Annotated in this window: 19 protein-coding genes; 9 read left to right on the top strand and 10 right to left on the bottom strand. The window is 60.9% G+C overall.

What is annotated here, in order from left to right; genetic code table 11:
* Positions 1 to 24: 24 nt before the first annotated feature.
* Together B3H86_RS10840 and B3H86_RS10835 are read left to right on the top strand one after the other, a co-directional pair.
* The gene (locus B3H86_RS10840) at positions 25 to 558 is read left to right on the top strand and encodes a rhodanese family protein (RefSeq protein ID WP_292053783.1); all 534 of its coding nucleotides are present in this window, start codon (positions 25 to 27) and stop codon (positions 556 to 558) included.
* A gap of 4 nt (positions 559 to 562) precedes the next feature.
* The gene (locus B3H86_RS10835; protein ID WP_292053782.1) at positions 563 to 1,339 is read left to right on the top strand and encodes a sulfite exporter TauE/SafE family protein; all 777 of its coding nucleotides are present in this window, start codon (positions 563 to 565) and stop codon (positions 1,337 to 1,339) included.
* A 39-nt stretch (positions 1,340 to 1,378) separates the two neighbouring features.
* Here the strand turns inward: B3H86_RS10835 and trmFO are convergent, their stop codons facing one another.
* Positions 1,379 to 2,800 carry a methylenetetrahydrofolate--tRNA-(uracil(54)-C(5))-methyltransferase (FADH(2)-oxidizing) TrmFO gene (gene trmFO / locus B3H86_RS10830; RefSeq protein WP_292053781.1) on the bottom strand — a complete coding sequence of 474 codons (1,422 nt, stop codon included), beginning with the start codon at positions 2,798 to 2,800 and terminating at the stop codon, positions 1,379 to 1,381.
* 112 nt (positions 2,801 to 2,912) lie between these two features.
* Between trmFO and B3H86_RS10825 the strand changes: the two genes are divergently transcribed.
* Together B3H86_RS10825 and B3H86_RS10820 are read left to right on the top strand one after the other, a co-directional pair.
* The gene (locus B3H86_RS10825) at positions 2,913 to 3,824 is read left to right on the top strand and encodes a hypothetical protein (protein WP_292053779.1); all 912 of its coding nucleotides are present in this window, start codon (positions 2,913 to 2,915) and stop codon (positions 3,822 to 3,824) included.
* A 16-nt stretch (positions 3,825 to 3,840) separates the two neighbouring features.
* On the top strand, positions 3,841 to 4,701 hold the full coding sequence (locus B3H86_RS10820) for a hypothetical protein (protein WP_292053777.1): 861 nt from the start codon (positions 3,841 to 3,843) through the stop codon (positions 4,699 to 4,701).
* Between the two features lie 60 nt (positions 4,702 to 4,761).
* Here B3H86_RS10820 and uvrA read toward each other — a convergent pair whose 3' ends face one another.
* Both uvrA and B3H86_RS10810 read right to left on the bottom strand, forming a co-directional pair.
* Entirely contained in the window at positions 4,762 to 7,695 is a 2,934-nt protein-coding gene (uvrA, locus tag B3H86_RS10815) for an excinuclease ABC subunit UvrA (RefSeq protein WP_292053775.1), read from the bottom strand.
* A 123-nt stretch (positions 7,696 to 7,818) separates the two neighbouring features.
* Complete coding sequence (locus B3H86_RS10810; protein WP_292053773.1) at positions 7,819 to 8,340, bottom strand: group III truncated hemoglobin; 522 nt, start codon at positions 8,338 to 8,340, stop codon at positions 7,819 to 7,821.
* Between the two features lie 143 nt (positions 8,341 to 8,483).
* Between B3H86_RS10810 and B3H86_RS10805 the strand changes: the two genes are divergently transcribed.
* Positions 8,484 to 8,618 (top strand): hypothetical protein, encoded by a 135-nt coding sequence (locus B3H86_RS10805; protein ID WP_292053771.1) that lies wholly within the window; start codon positions 8,484 to 8,486, stop codon positions 8,616 to 8,618.
* A 61-nt stretch (positions 8,619 to 8,679) separates the two neighbouring features.
* Here the strand turns inward: B3H86_RS10805 and B3H86_RS10800 are convergent, their stop codons facing one another.
* The 4 genes from B3H86_RS10800 to B3H86_RS10785 form a co-directional block, all read right to left on the bottom strand.
* Entirely contained in the window at positions 8,680 to 10,275 is a 1,596-nt protein-coding gene (locus B3H86_RS10800; protein ID WP_292053769.1) for an EAL domain-containing protein, read from the bottom strand.
* 92 nt (positions 10,276 to 10,367) lie between these two features.
* Entirely contained in the window at positions 10,368 to 10,805 is a 438-nt protein-coding gene (locus B3H86_RS10795) for a flagellar basal-body protein FlbY (protein WP_292053765.1), read from the bottom strand.
* The gene (locus B3H86_RS10790; protein ID WP_292053763.1) at positions 10,805 to 11,116 is read right to left on the bottom strand and encodes a rod-binding protein; all 312 of its coding nucleotides are present in this window, start codon (positions 11,114 to 11,116) and stop codon (positions 10,805 to 10,807) included. Before B3H86_RS10790 ends, B3H86_RS10795 begins: the two co-directional genes overlap by 1 nt.
* Positions 11,116 to 12,234 carry a flagellar basal body P-ring protein FlgI gene (locus B3H86_RS10785; protein ID WP_409450216.1) on the bottom strand — a complete coding sequence of 373 codons (1,119 nt, stop codon included), beginning with the start codon at positions 12,232 to 12,234 and terminating at the stop codon, positions 11,116 to 11,118. Before B3H86_RS10785 ends, B3H86_RS10790 begins: the two co-directional genes overlap by 1 nt.
* A gap of 182 nt (positions 12,235 to 12,416) precedes the next feature.
* On the opposite strand from B3H86_RS10785, the gene B3H86_RS10780 reads away from it, so the two are divergent.
* From B3H86_RS10780 to gltX, 3 genes are all read left to right on the top strand, one after another.
* Positions 12,417 to 12,839 carry a flagellar assembly protein FliX gene (locus B3H86_RS10780; RefSeq protein WP_292053760.1) on the top strand — a complete coding sequence of 141 codons (423 nt, stop codon included), beginning with the start codon at positions 12,417 to 12,419 and terminating at the stop codon, positions 12,837 to 12,839.
* A 191-nt stretch (positions 12,840 to 13,030) separates the two neighbouring features.
* Positions 13,031 to 13,465: an RNA polymerase-binding protein DksA gene (gene dksA / locus B3H86_RS10775; protein WP_292053758.1), complete on the top strand. Its 435-nt coding sequence runs from the start codon at positions 13,031 to 13,033 to the stop codon at positions 13,463 to 13,465.
* Between the two features lie 144 nt (positions 13,466 to 13,609).
* A complete protein-coding gene (gltX, locus tag B3H86_RS10770; RefSeq protein WP_292053755.1) occupies positions 13,610 to 14,944 on the top strand; it encodes a glutamate--tRNA ligase in 1,335 nt (444 codons plus the stop codon).
* A 71-nt stretch (positions 14,945 to 15,015) separates the two neighbouring features.
* Here gltX and B3H86_RS10765 read toward each other — a convergent pair whose 3' ends face one another.
* A complete protein-coding gene (locus B3H86_RS10765) occupies positions 15,016 to 15,306 on the bottom strand; it encodes a CC_3452 family protein (RefSeq protein WP_292053752.1) in 291 nt (96 codons plus the stop codon).
* Between the two features lie 105 nt (positions 15,307 to 15,411).
* Positions 15,412 to 16,032: a TIGR00730 family Rossman fold protein gene (locus B3H86_RS10760; RefSeq protein WP_292053749.1), complete on the bottom strand. Its 621-nt coding sequence runs from the start codon at positions 16,030 to 16,032 to the stop codon at positions 15,412 to 15,414.
* Between the two features lie 87 nt (positions 16,033 to 16,119).
* Here B3H86_RS10760 and B3H86_RS10755 point away from each other — a divergent pair, with 87 nt between their 5' ends.
* Positions 16,120 to 16,857, top strand: a complete 738-nt coding sequence (locus B3H86_RS10755; protein ID WP_292053747.1) for a hypothetical protein — start codon at positions 16,120 to 16,122, stop codon at positions 16,855 to 16,857.
* 92 nt (positions 16,858 to 16,949) lie between these two features.
* On the opposite strand, the gene B3H86_RS10750 is transcribed toward B3H86_RS10755, so the two are convergent.
* A complete protein-coding gene (locus tag B3H86_RS10750) occupies positions 16,950 to 18,131 on the bottom strand; it encodes a DNA cytosine methyltransferase (RefSeq protein ID WP_292053744.1) in 1,182 nt (393 codons plus the stop codon).
* Positions 18,132 to 18,166: the final 35 nt, after the last annotated feature.

Below are 18,166 nucleotides of genomic sequence, written 5' to 3'. Positions count from 1 at the left end.
TATTCACTAAACAGGACTTTCTCCATGAACGCTCTCAATCCCCTTCAACCGAAGGATGTTCAAACGCGCCTGTCTTCCGGTCAGGCCGTTCTTGTGGATGTGCGCGAGGCCGATGAATACGCCCGCGTCCATATCGCCGGTGCCGTTTCGGCCCCTCTGTCGTCATTCGAAACGGCAGATCTATCGGCCATTGCCGGTAAGCAGGTGATCTTCACCTGCCGCAGCGGCAATCGTACGCGCACGGCTGCCGATCGTCTGGCTGCCCGCGTGGCAGGCACGGCCCATGTTCTGGACGGCGGTGTCGAGGCATGGAAGGCCGAGGGGCTTCAGGTACGTGTAGACGCCAAGCAACCCCTGGAGCTGATGCGTCAGGTCCAGATGGTGGCTGGTGGTCTGATCCTGCTGGGTGCCGCTCTGGGCACGGTTATCCACCCGGGCTTCTGGGGCATCAGCGCCTTTGTCGGCGCGGGCCTGTTCGTGGCAGGGGCCACGGGCTTCTGCGGCATGGCCAATATCCTGATCCTGATGCCGTGGAACCGCGCCATGAAGAAGGCCTGAAGTCGTGGAGCCGATCCAACTGCTTCTGGCCGCCCTCAGTGGAGGGCTGGTGGCCCTGTTGCTGACGGTGTTCGGAGGCGGTGGATCGGTTCTGGCCGTGCCGCTTCTGATCTATCTCGTCGGGATTGATCAGCCGCACGTGGCCATTGCGGCGTCTGCGGCGGGCGTTGCCTTGAACGGGCTGACGGCCTTGGCCGGACAGGCACGGGCAGGGCGGGTCCGCTGGCCCTGTGCCATCCTGTTCGCCGTGGTCGGGGCCACATTCGCGTGGGCGGGATCCAGTCTGGCAAAGGCCATCGACGGTGACAGCCTGTTGCTGGCCTTTGCTGTGGCTATGGCCCTGATCGGCGGCTCGATGCTTCGTCCGGCCAAGGGGCAGGGCGATCCGAGCGTGCGCCTGAACCGTCGGATCGCGCCGCGCATCGCTGTGACCGCCTCGGGCGTGGGCGGAATGGCAGGTTTTTTTGGTATCGGTGGCGGCTTTCTGATCGTGCCGGGCCTGTTGTGGGCCACGAACATGACGCTGGCGGCGGCGCAGGCTACCTCCTTGCTCAGCGTCGTCGCCTTCGGGGCCAGCACTGCGATCAACTACAGCCTGTCCGGCCTGATGAACTGGTGGGTTGTGGGCGCTATGGCTGCGGGCGGCGTGTTTGGTACCATGATCGGGCTGCCCATATCCAAGCGGCTGGGCCAGCACACCCGTCTGGGACGGCAGATGTTCGCGGTCCTGATCCTGCTGGTTGCCCTCTATGTCGGATGGCAGGCCATCATGGCGCTTTAAGAAAAAGGGCGGCTGAGGTGATCAGCCGCCCTTGTCTTATCAGGCTTGGTTATCGCGCCATGCCTTCAGGGCGTTGAGGGCACGGATGGATTGCAGGCGCTTCTTGGCGCGGCCGCGTTCCTTGGGATGGATGCGCTTGCCGTCCTCATCGACCTTGGGGGCTTCCAGCGGCGGAAGCAGGCCGTAGTTGATGTTCATAGGCTGGAATTTCGAGCCTTCCATGTGGCCGCCGGTGATATGTTCCACCAGCGCGCCGATGGCCGTTTCCGGCGGCGGCGGGGCCAGTTCCTTGCCCAGAGCCTGTGCGGCGGCCAGACGGCCCGTCAGAAGGCCCATGGCGGCGCTTTCGACATAGCCCTCGACGCCGGTGACCTGACCGGCAAAGCGCAGGCGCGGCATGGCCTTCAGGCGCAGTTGCTTGTCCAGCAGTTTGGGGCTGTTCAGATAGGTGTTGCGGTGCAGGCCGCCGAGGCGGGCGAACTGTGCGTTCTCCAGACCCGGGATCATACGGAAGACCTCGGTCTGCGCGCCATACTTCATCTTGGTCTGGAAGCCGACCATGTTGAACAGCGTACCCAGCGCATTGTCCTGACGCAGTTGGACGATGGCGTGGCACTTCACCGTCGGGTTGCGCGGATTGGTCAGGCCGACCGGCTTCATCGGGCCGTGGCGCAGGGTCTCGCGGCCACGTTCGGCCATGACCTCGATCGGCAGACAGCCGTCGAAATAGGGAACGTGTTCCCATTCCTTCGACACCGCGGTTGGGCTGGCCAACAGGGCGTCGATGAAGGCGTCGTACTGTTCCTTGTCCATCGGACAGTTGACGTAGGCCGCCGTCTCGCCGCTGGGGCCTTCCTTGTCATAGCGCGACTGGCGCCACGCGATGTCGAAGTTGATGCTGTCGGCGTGGATAATCGGTGCGATGGCGTCGAAGAAGCTCAGGCCTTCTTCGCCGCCCAGCTTCAGGATCTCGTTAGCCAGCGATTCCGACGTCAGCGGGCCGGTGGCGACGATGACGTTGTCCCAGTCTTCCGGCGGAATGCCAGCGATCTCTTCGCGCACCACGGTGATGAGCGGATGCTCCATCAGACGCTTGGTCACGTCGGCCGAGAAACCGTCACGGTCAACGGCCAGCGCGCCGCCAGCCGGAACCTGATGCTCGTGGCCGCAGGCCATGATGATCGAGTTCAGCTCGCGCATTTCCTGATGCAGCAGGCCGACGGCGTTGTATTCCCAATCGTCCGAACGGAACGAGTTGGAGCAGACCAGCTCGGCAAAACCGGCCGTCTGGTGCGCGTCGGTGCGAACTTTTACGACCTCGCCGTCAGCGGTCGTCTCGTCGCGGCGCATCTCGTGCAGGATGACGGGAACGCCAGCGTTGGCGATTTGCCATGCGGCTTCAGAGCCGGCCATGCCGCCGCCGATGACATGGACGGGGCGAATAGAAGTGTTGGTGGACATGGGGGGCTTCTAGCGGTCAATGGCGTCGCTGTCATGCCGCTATACGTTGGTATAGGCTAGTTCTGGAATCAAACGGGCTGGTACGCATATGACGATTTCAACATTCGATCCGATGGTGGCGATCACAGACGCATTTGCCATTCTGAAAAGCCATTTTATGCGCGTGGCCGTGTGGGGGCTTCTGTTGTATTTGCCGTTCGTGGTGGTGATGCTGGCTATGCTGCCGATCCTGATCGCGGCTGCTGCTTCGGGTGGCACTTCTTTTGATCCAGAAGCGCTGGGGTTTGGATCCTCGCTCGCGATCAATGCCGCCAATGGTCTCTCTCAGTTTCTGACGGTCGGCGTCATGGTGCTGATCTACGCTGCCCTTGGCTTCATGATGTGGGGACGTTCGCGGCCCAAGACGTGGTTGGGACTGCGCTTTGGAATGGATGAAGGGCGCATCCTGCTCGTGTTACTCGCGATTATGGCAGCTGCATTTTTCGGAGCGATGGTCGTTGCCATCGTGATCGCAATGATCGCATTTCCGGTTGGCCTGGCGTCCGAGGGCGCTGCCGTCGCCATCTCTGTTCCGTTGGTTCTCGTGGCCTTGGCGGGCTTTGTATGGGTCGGCATAAGGGCATCGCTGATCATTCCGGCGACGCTGGATCGCGGGAAGTTGGCATTTGTCGAGGGCTGGAAAGCGACCAAGGGCCATTTCTGGCGTTTGCTGGGTACAGCCTTGCTGGCCCTACTTTGCACCATCCTTATCGCTTTGATCTTTGTTGCCTCGCTCATGGCCGCCGCGCTGGTGTTTGTGTTGATCGCAGGTGTGGCGACGGGCTGGAACTTCGACACTCCCGCGACGGGCACGATGATCGCTCTGATCGTTCCGGGCTTGATCCTGTATTTTGCGGCTGTGGCTGTTCTGGGGGGTATTCAGGTCGTGATGATGCAAGGGCCGTGGTATTCGGTCTGGAAACAACTCAACCACAGCACCGTCGAACCCGAAGTCATTCGGGCCGAACCTGCTGCACAGATCTGATCCCAAAGGCATATCCATGACGTTTTCGCCGACCGACGCTGCGTTCGAGGGCTTTCGCCTGACGCGTCGTGAACCCAAGATGATTATCGCATTGGCGCTGCTGTATGCCGTGTTCAGTGCGATAATCCTGGCACTGACCTATTACCCTTTGGGCCAGGTGGTACGATTGGCATCGGTCGTCAGTGCCGGAGAGCAGCCGGACCAGTCGCAGGTCCTTGCGATGATGAAGGCCTATGGGCAGATCGTTGCGATCTCTGCGCTGCCGGCAATGGTTGTGAACTCCATCGTACAGTCCGCGGTTGTACGCAGCGTGCTGACACCGGAGGACAACCGTTTTGCCTACCTGCGTTTCGGTAAAAACGAACTGCGGGTGATCGCGGTGAACGTGATCGTGTCCTTGATCCTCACGGCCGCAGCGGTGCTGGGCTTCGGAATAGTGGGCGTTCTGCTGGGCTTTGCGATGAACGGCATGCCTGCTCTGGCGGTTTTCGCGACCCTGTTGATGTTGGCTGTCGGGGCGGGTCTGATTGCGCTGGGGGTTCGGTTCTGCCTCGCCGTTCCAATGACCTTCGCACAAGGGCGCATCACGATCTTCAAGAGCATTTCCCTGACCAAAGGCCGCTTCTGGCCGTTGCTGGGCATGATTTTGCTGGCGTCTGTGCTGTCTATTGTCGTCAACTTCCTCGGCTCCATAGTCACAGGTCCGCTGACCATGTTGAGTGGTGGGCTTACTGTCCTTGACGGCAGCGCTGCGATTTCCGGGCCGATGGTTGCGGGTCTGTTTGTCTGGGTTGCTGTCAGTGCACTGCTGACCGCAGCACAGATGCTGATCTTTTACGCTCCGGCGGCGTCGGCGTGGAAAACGCTGAACGCCTGAACCGGGGCAGGTGCTGCGGAAAAAGATAAAGGCCGGAGAGCATGCTCTCCGGCCTTTTCTTTAAGCCTTGGCTTTCGCCTTTTTCCTTGGGGCCTCAGTGGTAAGGGCGGCGACGCGGGCCTTTCGGCGTTCCTCGTGTCGGTCCAGAACATCTTTCAGATAACGGCCCGTCCAACTCTTGTCGTTACGGGCCACTTCCTCAGGCGTACCGACAGCCACGATCTCGCCGCCGCCGTCACCGCCTTCGGGGCCGAAGTCCAGAATATAGTCGGCGACCTTGATGACATCGAGGTTGTGCTCGATGACGACGATGGTGTTGCCGTTGTCGACCAGCTCCTGAAGCACTTCCAGAAGTTTGCGGATGTCCTCGAAGTGCAGGCCCGTGGTTGGCTCGTCCAGGATGTAGAGCGTCTTGCCCGTTGCGCGACGGGACAGCTCCTTGGCCAGCTTGACCCGCTGGGCCTCCCCGCCGGACAGGGTGGTGGCCGGCTGGCCGACCTTTACATAGCCAAGGCCCACGCGGGTGAGGGTCAGCATCTTGTCCCGGATCGAAGGCACGGCGTCAAAGAAGCGGGCGGCTTCTTCAACTGTCATATCAAGAACATCGGATATGCTCTTGCCTTTGAACAGGATTTCCAGCGTCTCTCGGTTGTAGCGCTTGCCCTTGCAGACGTCGCAGGTCACGTACACATCCGGCAGGAAGTGCATCTCGATCTTGATGACACCGTCACCCTGACAGGCCTCGCAGCGGCCACCCTTGACGTTGAAGCTGAAACGGCCGGGGCCATAGCCGCGCGCCTTGGATTCCGGCAATCCCGCGAACCAGTCACGGATCGGATTGAAGGCACCGGTATAGGTCGCGGGGTTCGAGCGCGGCGTGCGGCCGATCGGTGACTGGTCGATGTCGATGACCTTGTCGAAGTGGTTCAGCCCTTCGATGCGATCGAACGGCGCCGGTGCCGCCGAGGCATTGTTCAGGCGTCGGGCCGCAGCCTTGTACAGGGTCTCTATGGTGAAGGTGGACTTGCCACCGCCCGACACGCCCGTGATGCAGGTGAACAGGCCGACGGGGATTTCGCCGGTGACATTCTTCAGATTGTTACCTGTGGCTCCCGATACGGTCAGCATGCGCTTGCGGTTCACGGGGCGGCGGCCATCGGCGGGCAGGGCGATCTCGCGCTCGCCCGTCAGATACTGACCGGTCAGGCTCTTTGGGTTGGCCATGATCTGCTCGGGCGTGCCCTCCGCGCAGACGTGACCGCCGTGGGCACCGGCACCGGGGCCCATGTCGATGACATAGTCCGCTGAGAGAACGGCTTCCTCGTCATGCTCGACCACGAGGACCGAGTTGCCAAGGTCGCGCAGCCCCTTCAGGCTTTCGAGCAGGCGCGTGTTGTCCCGTTGGTGAAGGCCGATGGACGGCTCATCCAGCACATAGAGTACACCCGTCAGACCCGAGCCGATCTGGCTGGCCAAACGGATGCGCTGGCTCTCGCCACCCGAAAGGGTGCCGGACGAGCGCGACATGTTCAGGTATTCCAGCCCGACATTGTTCAGGAAGCGCAGCCGGTCCGTGATCTCTTTCAGGATACGGCGCGCGATCTCCATCTGCTTTTCGGTCAGGCTGTCTTCCAGTGTGGAGAACCACAGGAAGGCCTTGCTGATCGAAAGCTCCGAGATTTCGGCAATGTCGGCACCGCCGACTTTCACCGCGAGCGCTTCGGGTTTCAGGCGCTTGCCACCACAGGCATCGCAGGGCGTTTCGGATTGATAACGGCCCAGTTCTTCGCGGACCCAGGCCGAGTCCGTCTCGCGCCAGCGACGGTCCAGGTTCGGAAGAATGCCCTCGAAGGGTTTGGATACCTCGTATTTACGGGCGTTGTCGTCATAGACGAATTTGATCTTCTCGCTGCCGGTGCCGTGCAGAATGACCTGCTGGGCCTTGGCGGGCAGTTCGCGCCACGGCTTGTCCATCGAGAAGCCATAGTGCAGCGAAAGCGCCTGCAGCGTCTGGGTATAGAGGGGCGATTGCCCCTTGGACCACGGCGCAATCGCACCCTTGTGCAGGGTCTTGTCACGATCCGGCACGATCAGATCGGCATCGAACGCCAGCTTCACACCCAGACCGTCGCATTTCGGGCAGGCCCCGAACGGATTGTTGAACGAGAACAGGCGCGGCTCGATCTCGGTGATGGTGAAGCCCGATACCGGACAGGCAAAGCGTTCGGAGAAGGTGAGGGTGCGAGGTTCGGTCTCGCCCTCGGCAGGCTTGGCCCATTCGGCCACCGCCAGACCGTCCGCCAGGCCCAACGCGGTTTGCAGGCTGTCGGCATAGCGGCCCTCAAGGCCTTCCTTGGTGACGATCCGGTCCACCACGATGTCGATGTCGTGCTTGAACTTCTTGTCGAGAACGGGCGCGTCCTCGATGGAGTAAAACTCGCCGTCGATTTTCAGGCGCTGGAAGCCCTGACGCTGCCACTCGGCGATCTCTTTCTTGTACTCGCCCTTGCGCCCACGCACGACGGGGGCCAGCAGCAGGATACGCTCGCCGTCAGGCAGGGCGACCAGCTTATCGACCATCTGGCTGATGGTCTGGCTTTCGATCGGCAGTCCTGTGACCGGCGAATAGGGGACACCCACACGCGCCCACAGCAGACGCATATAGTCATGGATTTCCGTCACCGTGCCCACGGTCGAGCGCGGGTTCTTGGACGTGGTCTTCTGTTCGATGGAGATTGCCGGTGACAGGCCCTCGATCAGGTCCACATCCGGCTTGCCCATCAGCTCCAGGAACTGGCGCGCATAGGCCGAAAGGCTTTCGACATAGCGGCGCTGGCCCTCGGCATAGATGGTGTCGAAGGCGAGCGAGGATTTGCCCGAGCCAGACAGGCCCGTCATCACCACCAGCTGCTCGCGGGGGATGTCGATATCGACATTCTTGAGATTGTGCTGGCGCGCGCCGCGCACACGAATGGTGTTGTGCTTGTCGGTCATCAGGGCCCGTGAACGCGGGAGGAAAAACAGGTTCGTCTGGAGAGACCGCTTATATGGTCATCCAAAGGCTTTGGTTCATCTAGAACAAAATGGGAACTTTAGTCGAGTCCCGTTCCGTCGCAACTATTCAGGTGTCCAAACCTGACCAGTGCCACGATAACGCTCGCCGTTGTCGAGAAGGACACCATTGGCACTGGCAACGCCCAGTTCCAGACTTTGGGCAATGCGACGTGCCCGCACCATGAAGTGCTCAGCCTGAACGGGCGTGCAAATGTCGGAGGCAGTGCTTTCGAACAAATGCAGCCATCGATCAAAGTGCCGCGCATCTATGGGCAGCTTTAGATGCTTTGGCATGGGGCGGCCCTGATAGACGCCGGTCGAGAGCGCTACCGAGGACCAGAACAGCTTCATCTGCTCCAGGTGGGGGGTCCAGTCGCCGATGACGTCTGCAAATACCGGCCCGATCAAATCATCGTTTTGAACACGACCGTAAAAGGTATCGACCAGCCGATCGATCAGCTCCTGCGTAATGCCTGTCTCGCGCTCGATACGGGCCGTGGCTTCGTCGCGCCGTGACTGTGCCTGCCCCCGCTCTTCAGGGGTCTGAATGGCGAATGTCAGGGTTTGGCGGTGCGGCTGGCTCATGGCGACTACATAGGTGCAGGCAACCTTCTTCCCAAGGGCGGCGAAGGTTCCGTTCGGGAAATAACCACGTTTTGGACTTGCGCCTGCCGAAACCAGACCCCATCATTCTTCACGAGCACATTTGTAGAGGAGGCTCGAACATCATGATCAGCGCCCTGGCCGCCGCAACCCTGTTGTCCGCCACGCTGCTTATGGTGCTCCATGCCGCTCAGCCAAAGCCCAAGCGCGTCCCCGTCCGTACGCGTGACGCCCGCGACGTGCGTCGCTCCCGCGACTGACGGAAATGCTTTCGTGCCGATTTCGGCACCAATGCCGTCGGGATCTATCGGATAATAATCCTTAGCCCCAGCTTTCGGTAACGCCCTTGCGCCTCGCGACAACAGGTGCACCCAGCGACGTGCGCGGCTCTGCCTCGGCGCGGCCAAACAGCCAGCCCTGGGCATAGTTTACGCCGAGAGAGGCCAGTATACGGGCCTGTTCCTCTGTCTCGACCATCTCACCCACGGTTTCGAGCCCCAGAGAGTTGCCGAGATCGACAAGGTGGCTGATCAGGGTGCGATTGCGCGTCTCGAGACCGATGTCGCGGATCAGGGAACCGTCGATCTTGACGATGTCGGCATTCAGTCCGCGCAGATAGTCAAAGCTGGCCGATCCCACGCCGAAATCGTCTATGCAGATTTTGATACCCACTTCACGAAGGGCATTCAGACGTCGATTGGCCGATGCGATCTCTGCAAGGGCGGCCGTTTCCGTGACCTCGACCATCAGGCGACTGCGGACCTCGGGCGCGGATGCGGTCATGGCCAGAAGGGCCGTCACGTAGTCATCGCTGGAAAGGGAAGCGCCCGAAACATTGATCGCCACCCGCAGCTGACCCTGACCCAGGGTGCGCAGACGATGTATGGCCATTTCTGCGACCGAGCGGTCAAAGCCTTCGATCAGGGCCAACTCCTCGGCCATACGGATGGCGGGTGCCGGACCCGCAGAGTTGGGGAAGCGGGTCAGGGCTTCATAGTGGTGGATCGAGCGGGTTTTGAGATCCACAATCGGCTGATAGTGCAGGCTGAAATTGCGGTCGCGCACGATAGAGCGGAAACGCTCCGCATCCTTGAGGGTGCGGTCCAGCGTGTTGGCAAAGTTTGCCGCTGGATGCTCCAGGCCTTCGTCGCGTAGGCAGGCTTCGATTGCAAAACGCATCGCCCGCAGCGCCGCCGCCGCGTCGGTGCCCAGACTGTTCTGTTGCGAGGATGCGCACAGGGGTATTCCGGCTTCTTCGCCCACGGCACGGATTTCGGCCTCGATGTCGCGCCCATTGTCGTTATCGCGAACGAGGGCGTAGCGGGAATCCGAAATCCGGCCTGCGCTGGATCCGTCAATCGAGTTGGATTTCAGAACCGAGAATATTCCGGCGTAGAGCGAGGCCTGCTTGTCTGAGGGTATGGCGTTTATGCCGCTGACATCCACAAATGACAGGGACATCCGCTCAAGCTCGGTGCCGGATTTCTGGCTCAGAGTTTGACGCAGGTCCGCCAGCAGTTCCTGGGCGTCGGTAATCTCGGATGCCGGTGCCGCAGCTTGCTGGGGCGCGGCCAGACGATCCGTATAGGTCAGCGAACAGGAGACCGCCGGTGCCAGCTCTGGCAGTTTGAAAGCGAACAGGCTGGCCTGACGTACAACGCCCTGACCGCAAGGTATGTGGATGGCCAGGGGCGTGCTGCGGTGGCCGGGTTTCAGTGCGCCAAGGTTGGCCCTGACTTCTGCAGCCGTTTCGGGTGTCAGGAGATCGGTAAGTTCACGTCCTACCCACGATGCGATCGGCATGGACGCGGAAGGACCGGCACCCAATGCAAATCGCACGACGCCCTTTGCATCCAGTTCAATGAGGGAGTCTGCGGCAGAGAATGCCAGACCCAGAAGGCGCGGGGCGAGAGACATAGGCTGGGAATCGAAACTCTCGGCTGAACTTAGGCCTCTAGAATGCCGCTGGTATCAAAGCTGCGCAATGAATTATGGCAAAGCTTGTCTGATCAGGCCTTCCGATCCATCGCCACGGCCCGTCCATCGCCTGAAACGGCATGGCCGGATGCACCGTATCCCGTACCCATTGCCCGTTGACCGGCGATCTCGTTGGCGATGGTGCGAACCAGCCCTTCGGATATCTGTCGGGCGGCCTCTACGGCTTCGGAATGTTTGGCCAGAACTTCGTCAAAGGCTTCGGTCGCCGAGACGAGCGCCTTTTTCAGCTCCATAGGAGCATTGGCGATCAGACCGGGGTCGGATTTGATCCGTGCGGATTCTCGGCGGTACTCATTGGCCAGATCGGCGGTCTGCACCATGCCGTTGGCGATTTCGGCAGCCTTGTTCGAACGGATCAGGTCCAGCTCCGTTTGCAGGCGCTCGGTCAGCCCGTCTGTCAGCTGGATCAGTTTGCGGACCTGAAAGCCTGCCATTTCTTCATCCAGCATCAAACCAGACCTTCCTGTGCCTTGAGCATGTGGGCCATTACCTTGTCGGCCAAGCCGATACCGCCGGAGCGAGCGGCCTGTTTGCCCATTTCCTCGACGAGGAAGCCGCGCCACATCTCTTCACCGGCACCGCCGCCGAATGGACCGTCGGATTTCAGCCCTTCGAACATCGGCTTCAGCATTTGGGACAGCAGGGTCGCTTCGAAATCGACCGCGACCCTGCGCATTTGGGCGTGTGATGCGTCATCCTCAGGGCGGCCAAGACGCCCGGCAGACTGTATGGCGAGGGCATTGAGCGGATTGGTTTCCATCAGATCACCTCGATATCGGCCTGAAGCGCGCCTGCGGCCTTGATGGCCTGGAGAATGGAGATCATGTCGCGTGGGCTGACGCCCAGTGCGTTCAGGCCGTTGACCAGCGAGGAGAGGGAGGTCTTGCTTCCCACAATGCGCATCTGGCGGCCGGTTTCCTCGTCCACCTGTACCGACGACTGGGCGGTGACAACCGTCTGGCCGTTGCTGAACGGGTTGGGCTGGCTGACGCTGGGGTTTTCCTGAACCGAAACGGTCAGATTGCCCTGTGCGATCGCGACCGTGGAGACACGGACCGCTTCGCCCATCACGATCACGCCGTTGACCTCGTCGATGACCACCTTGGCGGGGCTGTCCACCTCGACGGGCATGTTCTCGACGCTGCTGATGAAGTTGGCGATCGACTGCCCCTGAGGCGCGCGGAGGGCGATCACAGTGCCGTTCTCGGCATGGGCGGTGCCGGGGAAAGCGTTATTGATCGATGCCGCAACCCTTTGCGCGGTGGTGAAGTCGGGATTGCGCAGGGCCAGACGCAGGATATCCATATTCTGGAGGTTGAAGCCTGTCTCGCGTTCCACAACAGCGCCCGAAGCAATGCGGCCAGCCGTCGGTACGCCGCGCGTGATGGACGATCCCGAACCGCCCGAGGCCGATACCGCGCCTGTCTGCACTGCGCCCTGCGCAACGGCATAGACCTGACCGTCAGCACCCTGAAGCGCGGTGACCATCAGTGTGCCGCCCAAAAGGCTCTTGGCGTCACCCATCGCCGAAACGGTCACATCCAGTCGTGAACCGGGAACTGCAAACGGTGGCAGCTCGGCCGTGATGATCACAGCCGCCACATTCTTGGTGTTGGCGGTGGTTCCACGGATGTTGACGCCCTGACGTTCCATCATCCCTTCGACCGACTGGCGGGTGAAGGGAGAGTTCCGCAGGGAATCCCCGGTGCCGTTCAGGCCGACCACCAGTCCGTATCCCATGAGCTGGTTGCTGCGGACGCCTTCGACCGTCGCGACATCCTTGATGCGCGACTGGGCAACAGCCGTATCCGGTGAGGAAATGGCCATGATCGCAAAGGCTGCAATCGGAGCCATAAAGGTGGTAAGAAACTTCTGCATTCGACAGGCGTCCCTGTTTGGCGTTCGCTCTTAACCATGCGAAGTTTGTGCCGTAAAAATTGTACAGCAATTACAATGGACGGTTGGTAATCAGGGGCGCTGTGGCGGCAAAAAGTGCCGGGGCATTAACCAAGATTTCAGGCTCATGGCAGAGCTTGCAGGGGTAGGCAGGAGTTAGGCTGATGAAGGTCAATGGAGTAGGTGGTCCGTCCACAACCCCGACGTCTCGTCCGTCGACGCGTTCGGGCGCGGGCTTTAGCCTGACAGGCTCTGAGGGTTCAGCGCCTGCGGCAGCAGCCAGTGCGGCCAGCGCCGCAGGGGGCGTTACGGGTGTTTCGGCGCTCATGGCCCTGCAAGGTGTCGAGGATGCGACGGAGCGCCGTCGCCGTGCCATCCGTCGCGGAAACAACCTGCTGGACCGCCTGGACGAGTTGAAACTGGCGCTGCTGGGCGGTGAGTCGCAAAGCGTCAATTTGCAGTCCCTCGCACGCGCTATGGCTGAATCGCGCGACGGCAACGAAGAACCCAATCTTAAATCTGTGTTAGACCAAATAGACCTGCGCGCGGCTGTGGAGCTTGCAAAAGCCGAGGCCCGTAAAGTCTGATAGGTTAGGGTTTTCCGTAATCTAGCCTCAGGTCCGGCGTTGCAATCCTGGATTGAGCAGGTTGCGTTATCCACTGATACGGAAAGCTTTGCCGTATCACGGAAACGCGAATGGGATTGCTACATAATACGACGTTGAATATACGCCGGACTGCGCCACAGGGGGGCGCGATGGAAACGAGCGTTAAACCAATGAACGCAACCGCTTCTTTGGTCCGTGAAGAGCCGGTGACCTACCGTCCTTCGGAAGACGAGCCGTTCATGAACGAGCGGCAGCTGGCTTATTTCAAGAGCAAGCTGCTCAAGTGGAAGGAAGATATCCTTCTCGAAGCACGCGGAACGGTTTCCAATCTTAAATCAGAGACCGAAAATCATCCCGACCTTGTGGATCGGGCATCATCCGAAGCCGACCGTGCGCTGGAACTGCGTACCCGTGACAGACAGCGCAAGCTGATTTCCAAGATCGATGAGGCGCTGCGCCGCATCGAGGATGGGTCTTACGGCTATTGCGAGGAAACCGGCGAACCGATCGGCCTTGGGCGTCTGGAAGCCCGTCCGACAGCCACGCTGTCGGTTGAGGCGCAGGAACGTCATGAACGCCGCGAGCGCGTTCACCGCGACGACTGAACGATCAGGAACGGCCACCGAGCATGGGTTCGGTGGCCGTTCTTCGTTTCAGACCATCGGACAGATGCAATAATCGTCCTCGCGCCTTGACTTCGCGGGGCTGGAGCGCGACCTAACCGCCTCAATTCGAGGTCAAAGGCCACCATGTCCGTTAAGGTCCGTTTCGCTCCGTCGCCCACGGGTAAACTCCACGTCGGCAATGTCCGCACCGCTCTGGTGAACTGGCTGTTCGCCAAGGGGCAGGGTGGCACCTTCGTTCTGCGTATCGATGACACCGATCTGGTCCGCTCGACCAAGGAGTCGGAAGACAACATCGAGATCGATCTGAAGTGGCTCGGTCTGGAATGGGACGAGCGCTACAACCAGTCCAAACGTTTCGACGCCTATGAGGCCGCCGCCGAGAAGCTGAAGGCCGCTGGCCGTCTGTATCCCTGCTATGAAACCGCCGAAGAGCTGGACCGTCGCCGCAAGGTGCAGCTGTCGCGCGGCCTGCCGCCGATCTATGACCGTGCCGCTCTCAACCTGACGGACGAGGAAAAGGCTGCGTACGAGGCTGAAGGCCGCCGTCCGCACTGGCGCTTCAAGCTGGAAGGCAAACGCGTCGCCTGGGAAGATCTGGCGCGTGGTCACGCCGAGGTGGACACCGCCTCGATGTCGGACCCTGTGCTGATCCGCGAGGACGGCCTGTTCCTCTACACCCTCCCGTCGGTTGTCGATGACATCGACATGGAGATCACCCATATCATCCGTGGCGAAGACCACGTGACCAACACCGGCGCGCAGATCGAAATCTTCGAGGCGCTGGGTGCCAAGGTTCCGGGTTTCGCGCACATGCCGCTGCTGGTCGGTGCTGACGGTTCGGCCCTGTCCAAGCGTCTGGGCTCGCTGTCGATCATCGACATGCGCAACGACGGCTATGAGCCGCTGGCCATCACCAGCCACCTAGGCAAGATCGGTACCTCGGACAACCTCGAGATCGCCGGCTCGCTGAAGGAACTGGGCGAAAGCTTCAGCTTCTCCAAGATGGGCCGCTCGCCCGCACGTTATGACGAAGCCGATCTGGGCCGTCTGAACGCACAGGCGTTGCAGGCTATGGATTACGCCACCGCCAAGCCGCGTCTGGCCGAACTGGGCGTCGATCTGGGCGAAGCCTTCTGGAACGCCGTGCGTCCGAACCTGCACTTCTTCAAGGATGTTGTCGGTCTGGCCGCCATCATCAACGGCCCGATCACTCCGGTGATCGAGGATGCCGCCTTCGCCGAAGCGGCCCTGAAGCTGCTGCCGGAAGAGATCACCCCCGATGTGTGGTCGGTCTGGACCGGAGCCGTGAAGGCCGAGACGGGCGCCAAGGGCAAGGGCCTGTTCATGCCGCTGCGTCTGGCGCTGACCGGCCAGCAGCACGGCCCGGACATGGGCGCGATCGTGCCGATGATCAGCCGCGACAAGCTGGTTGCCCGCCTGAAGGGCGAGACCGCCTGATCTTCAGGGCAAGCCAACAAAAAAGGCCGCTCCAAACCGGAGCGGCCTTTTCTATATCGATCAGATGTCGCTTAGGCGTTGCAGGCCGCGATCTGTTCGGCGGTCAGTTCCTGACCCTTGTAGGCAAAGGCCGAAACCTTGCCGATGCGGGCGACAACACGACGGCATGCGCGGGTAGCCGGTTGGGCCGAGCCGCCGCTGGCAGTGCATTCCGCGCCGTTGCAGCTCCAGCTGGCACCATCGATGATGATGCGGTTGGCCGGTGCCGTGCTGGCGTCAACCAGGGTTGCACGGGTTGCCGGTGCATCGGCAAAAGCCGGAGTGGCGAACAGAACGACGGCCGCGAGGGTAAGGGCGCGCATAGATTATCTCCTGAACCAAGGGCCCTTGTCTGGGCCTCTGGGCGGGAGTTGTGCGTCTTTTTTAGCTACTGTCAACCTAACTGAACGTCGATCTGTGATCTATGATCAGTTTGTCGCAGGGGCACGTGGATCGTGGCGGATTTCAGGTGTCTCACGCGCTGCCAGCATCTGGGCAATGGCCTCGTCTACAGAGTTGGCGACCGTATAGGCCTTCAGGAAGCTGGGCGGGGTCATGCCGGCCTTGACCGTATCTTCCACCAGTTGGAAGAATGAATCCCAAAAGCCATTGATATTCAGGAAAATCACAGGCTTGGCGTGCAGGTCGAGGCGCTTCCACGACAGAAGCTCGACAACTTCTTCCAGAGTGCCGATGCCACCGGCGGCCACGACGAAGACGTCGGACTCGTCGTACATCATCTGTTTGCGCTGGTGCATCGACTCGACGACCACCGTTTCCACTTCGTCGAAAAGGCGCTCGCGGCTGCGCAGGAAGCCCGGCATGATACCCACGACACGGCCGCCAATCTCGTGTGCAGAACGTGCGGCACCGCCCATGAGGCCAACGCCGCCACCGCCGTAAACCAGACGCCAGCCCGCCTCGGCGGTACGACGACCGAACTCGCGGGCAGACTCCAGATAGATCGGGTCTACGCCGTCAGACGATGCGCAGAACAGGCAGACCGATTGTCCATCATAGGGCGCGACAGTGTTTTTAAGTTCAGTCATGACACTCGAATTTGGGGGGATAGAAAGACTTTCCCCATTTAATGGGGCATGCAGCAATCTAGAAGAGAATTCGCAGGGCTTTGAAAGATGAAACGTAGCGTATTGGCCAAAACCCTGACCTGCGCTGCCATTTTCACGCTGGTCGGCCTGACGGGATGCGGGGGTGATGAGCCGCGCCCCAGCGAAACGGCGTCCAATGCATCCGAATGGCAGCGCCCCCCGTCGATCACCGAGGCGCGCTGGAGCGATGGCAGGGTTGTTCTGCTCGGAGAGGCCGAGCCGTACAGCCGCGTGGTTTTTGCCGAGGCTGGCGGTTCTGTGCACGCGGGCAATGCCGACCAGGATGGACGATTCGATATCAGCCTGAATGTTCCGCCTTCGGGTCTATGGCTGAAACCACGCTCCCAGATCGGTCAGACCTTCGTGGACGGTTTGGGTGAGGTCTATCTTTTGGCCAGCCCGGGGCCGTTGGCCATCACCCTCATCAATGGCGAGGCCAGCCGGAGGGTAGGCACGAGCGGTCCTCTGGACGCGGTGGATAGCGATGGCGCGGTTTTGATTTTCTCGGGACGGTCAAAAAGTTCCGCGAATGTCCGTGTCGATATTGGAGCAGAGACCTATTCCACGCGTTCCGATGCGAACGGGCGCTGGTCATTGGTGACCAATGGGGCGGGACCGGTCTCGATCGGCATAGAAGGCAAGCATTATGAGTTCCCCGGCATCGGCGGGGAATCAGGAGCCCGCCCGGTCAACGGAGGGTGGTTGATTACGCGAGATCTTGGGGGAAATGCTGTGCAAACGACGTGGATCCCCGTCGATATGTAGATGATTGGTAAGGAAATCTTTACCGTTAAGCTTTTGTTAACCAAAACGGAACGATCTAGGGGTGTTCTCTGAATTTCTAGAGACACCCACCATCACCGAATACCTTTCACCCGGCGCTCCATCGCGCCGGGTATTTTTTCGTCGCCTGCCATCCGCTCGCCCAGCAAAGGCTCGAACAGGTAGGTCGCCAGATGTTCGACGACAGGTACCACCACGCCGTCTCCGGTCAGGTGATAGGCGTCGTTATAGTTCTTTGGCAGGCGATAGCTGTCGGGCAGGCCCATCAGCCGCGCGGTTTCCCGCGGCGATATCAGGCGTGTGCGGACCCTGCGGCCATCCACGACCATAATGATCTGGCGGCTTGAACCGCCAGAGGGGGTTCGCAGACAGCCGGCGATATCGTCAAAGCGGACCTCGGCTCTTTGAACCTTGGTGCCATCGGGCAGGCGACGCGTGCGCTTGTATATGCCGCCCACCATACGCCGCCCCGAACGCTTGGCCGCAGTAACCTTGGCAAGATTGACTTCAGACATCTTGGCCAGAAGTGCCCGGGTGTCTTCCGCGGAATGCCATTCTACGCCTTTGGGGCGGTCTTCGATGATGTCCACGAAGTCATAGGGACGGCGTGGAGGCGTGGGCAGGTTCCACCATATCATCGAGGCCAGAATGTCGTCCGGCAGTTTGCCGGCGGCACGGCGAAGCGGTGCGTTGTGGAATGGCGGTACGGGCTCCGCACTGACCAGCTCGTCGGGGATGGTGACATCCTCGGCCACACCGATCACGAACAGACGAGGTCGTGACTGGGGTACGAATTGCTCGGCATTCACGACCAGCGCGCCGTAACGATAGCCCGCGTCGGCAAAGCTCTGGCAGATGCGGATAAAGTCCGCGCCCCCTCGGGAGCTGAGCGCGCCGCAGACATTTTCCACGGCGACCATGCGCGGGGCGCGGCCCTCGGCGCGGAGCTGTTCGATGATCGACCAGAAGACGTGGTAAGTGCCCGAGCGTTCGCCGGCCAATCCCTTGCCCCATCCCGCCAGTGATAGATCCTGACAGGGGAAGCTGCCCCAGCACATGTCGGCCCTTCCGGGCAGATCGTCTGTTGCAACGTCACGGATGTCGCTGACGCGCAATTCTCCGCCCGTGCCCCAGTTCGCCTGATAGGACAGGCCCTTCTTGGCATCGAAGTCGTTGGCGAAGACACAGCGCCAGTCCGGGCCAAGGCCCTGACGCACCATGCCGCCGCCAGCGAAGAACTCGTAGAAGGTTGGCATCAAGACATCACAGGGCGGGAATCGGATGGTCGAAG

The sequence above is a fragment of the Brevundimonas sp. UBA5866 genome, assembly GCF_002432125.1.
Lineage (GTDB): Bacteria > Pseudomonadota > Alphaproteobacteria > Caulobacterales > Caulobacteraceae > Brevundimonas.
This window is presented reverse-complemented; position numbering and strand designations above follow the sequence as displayed.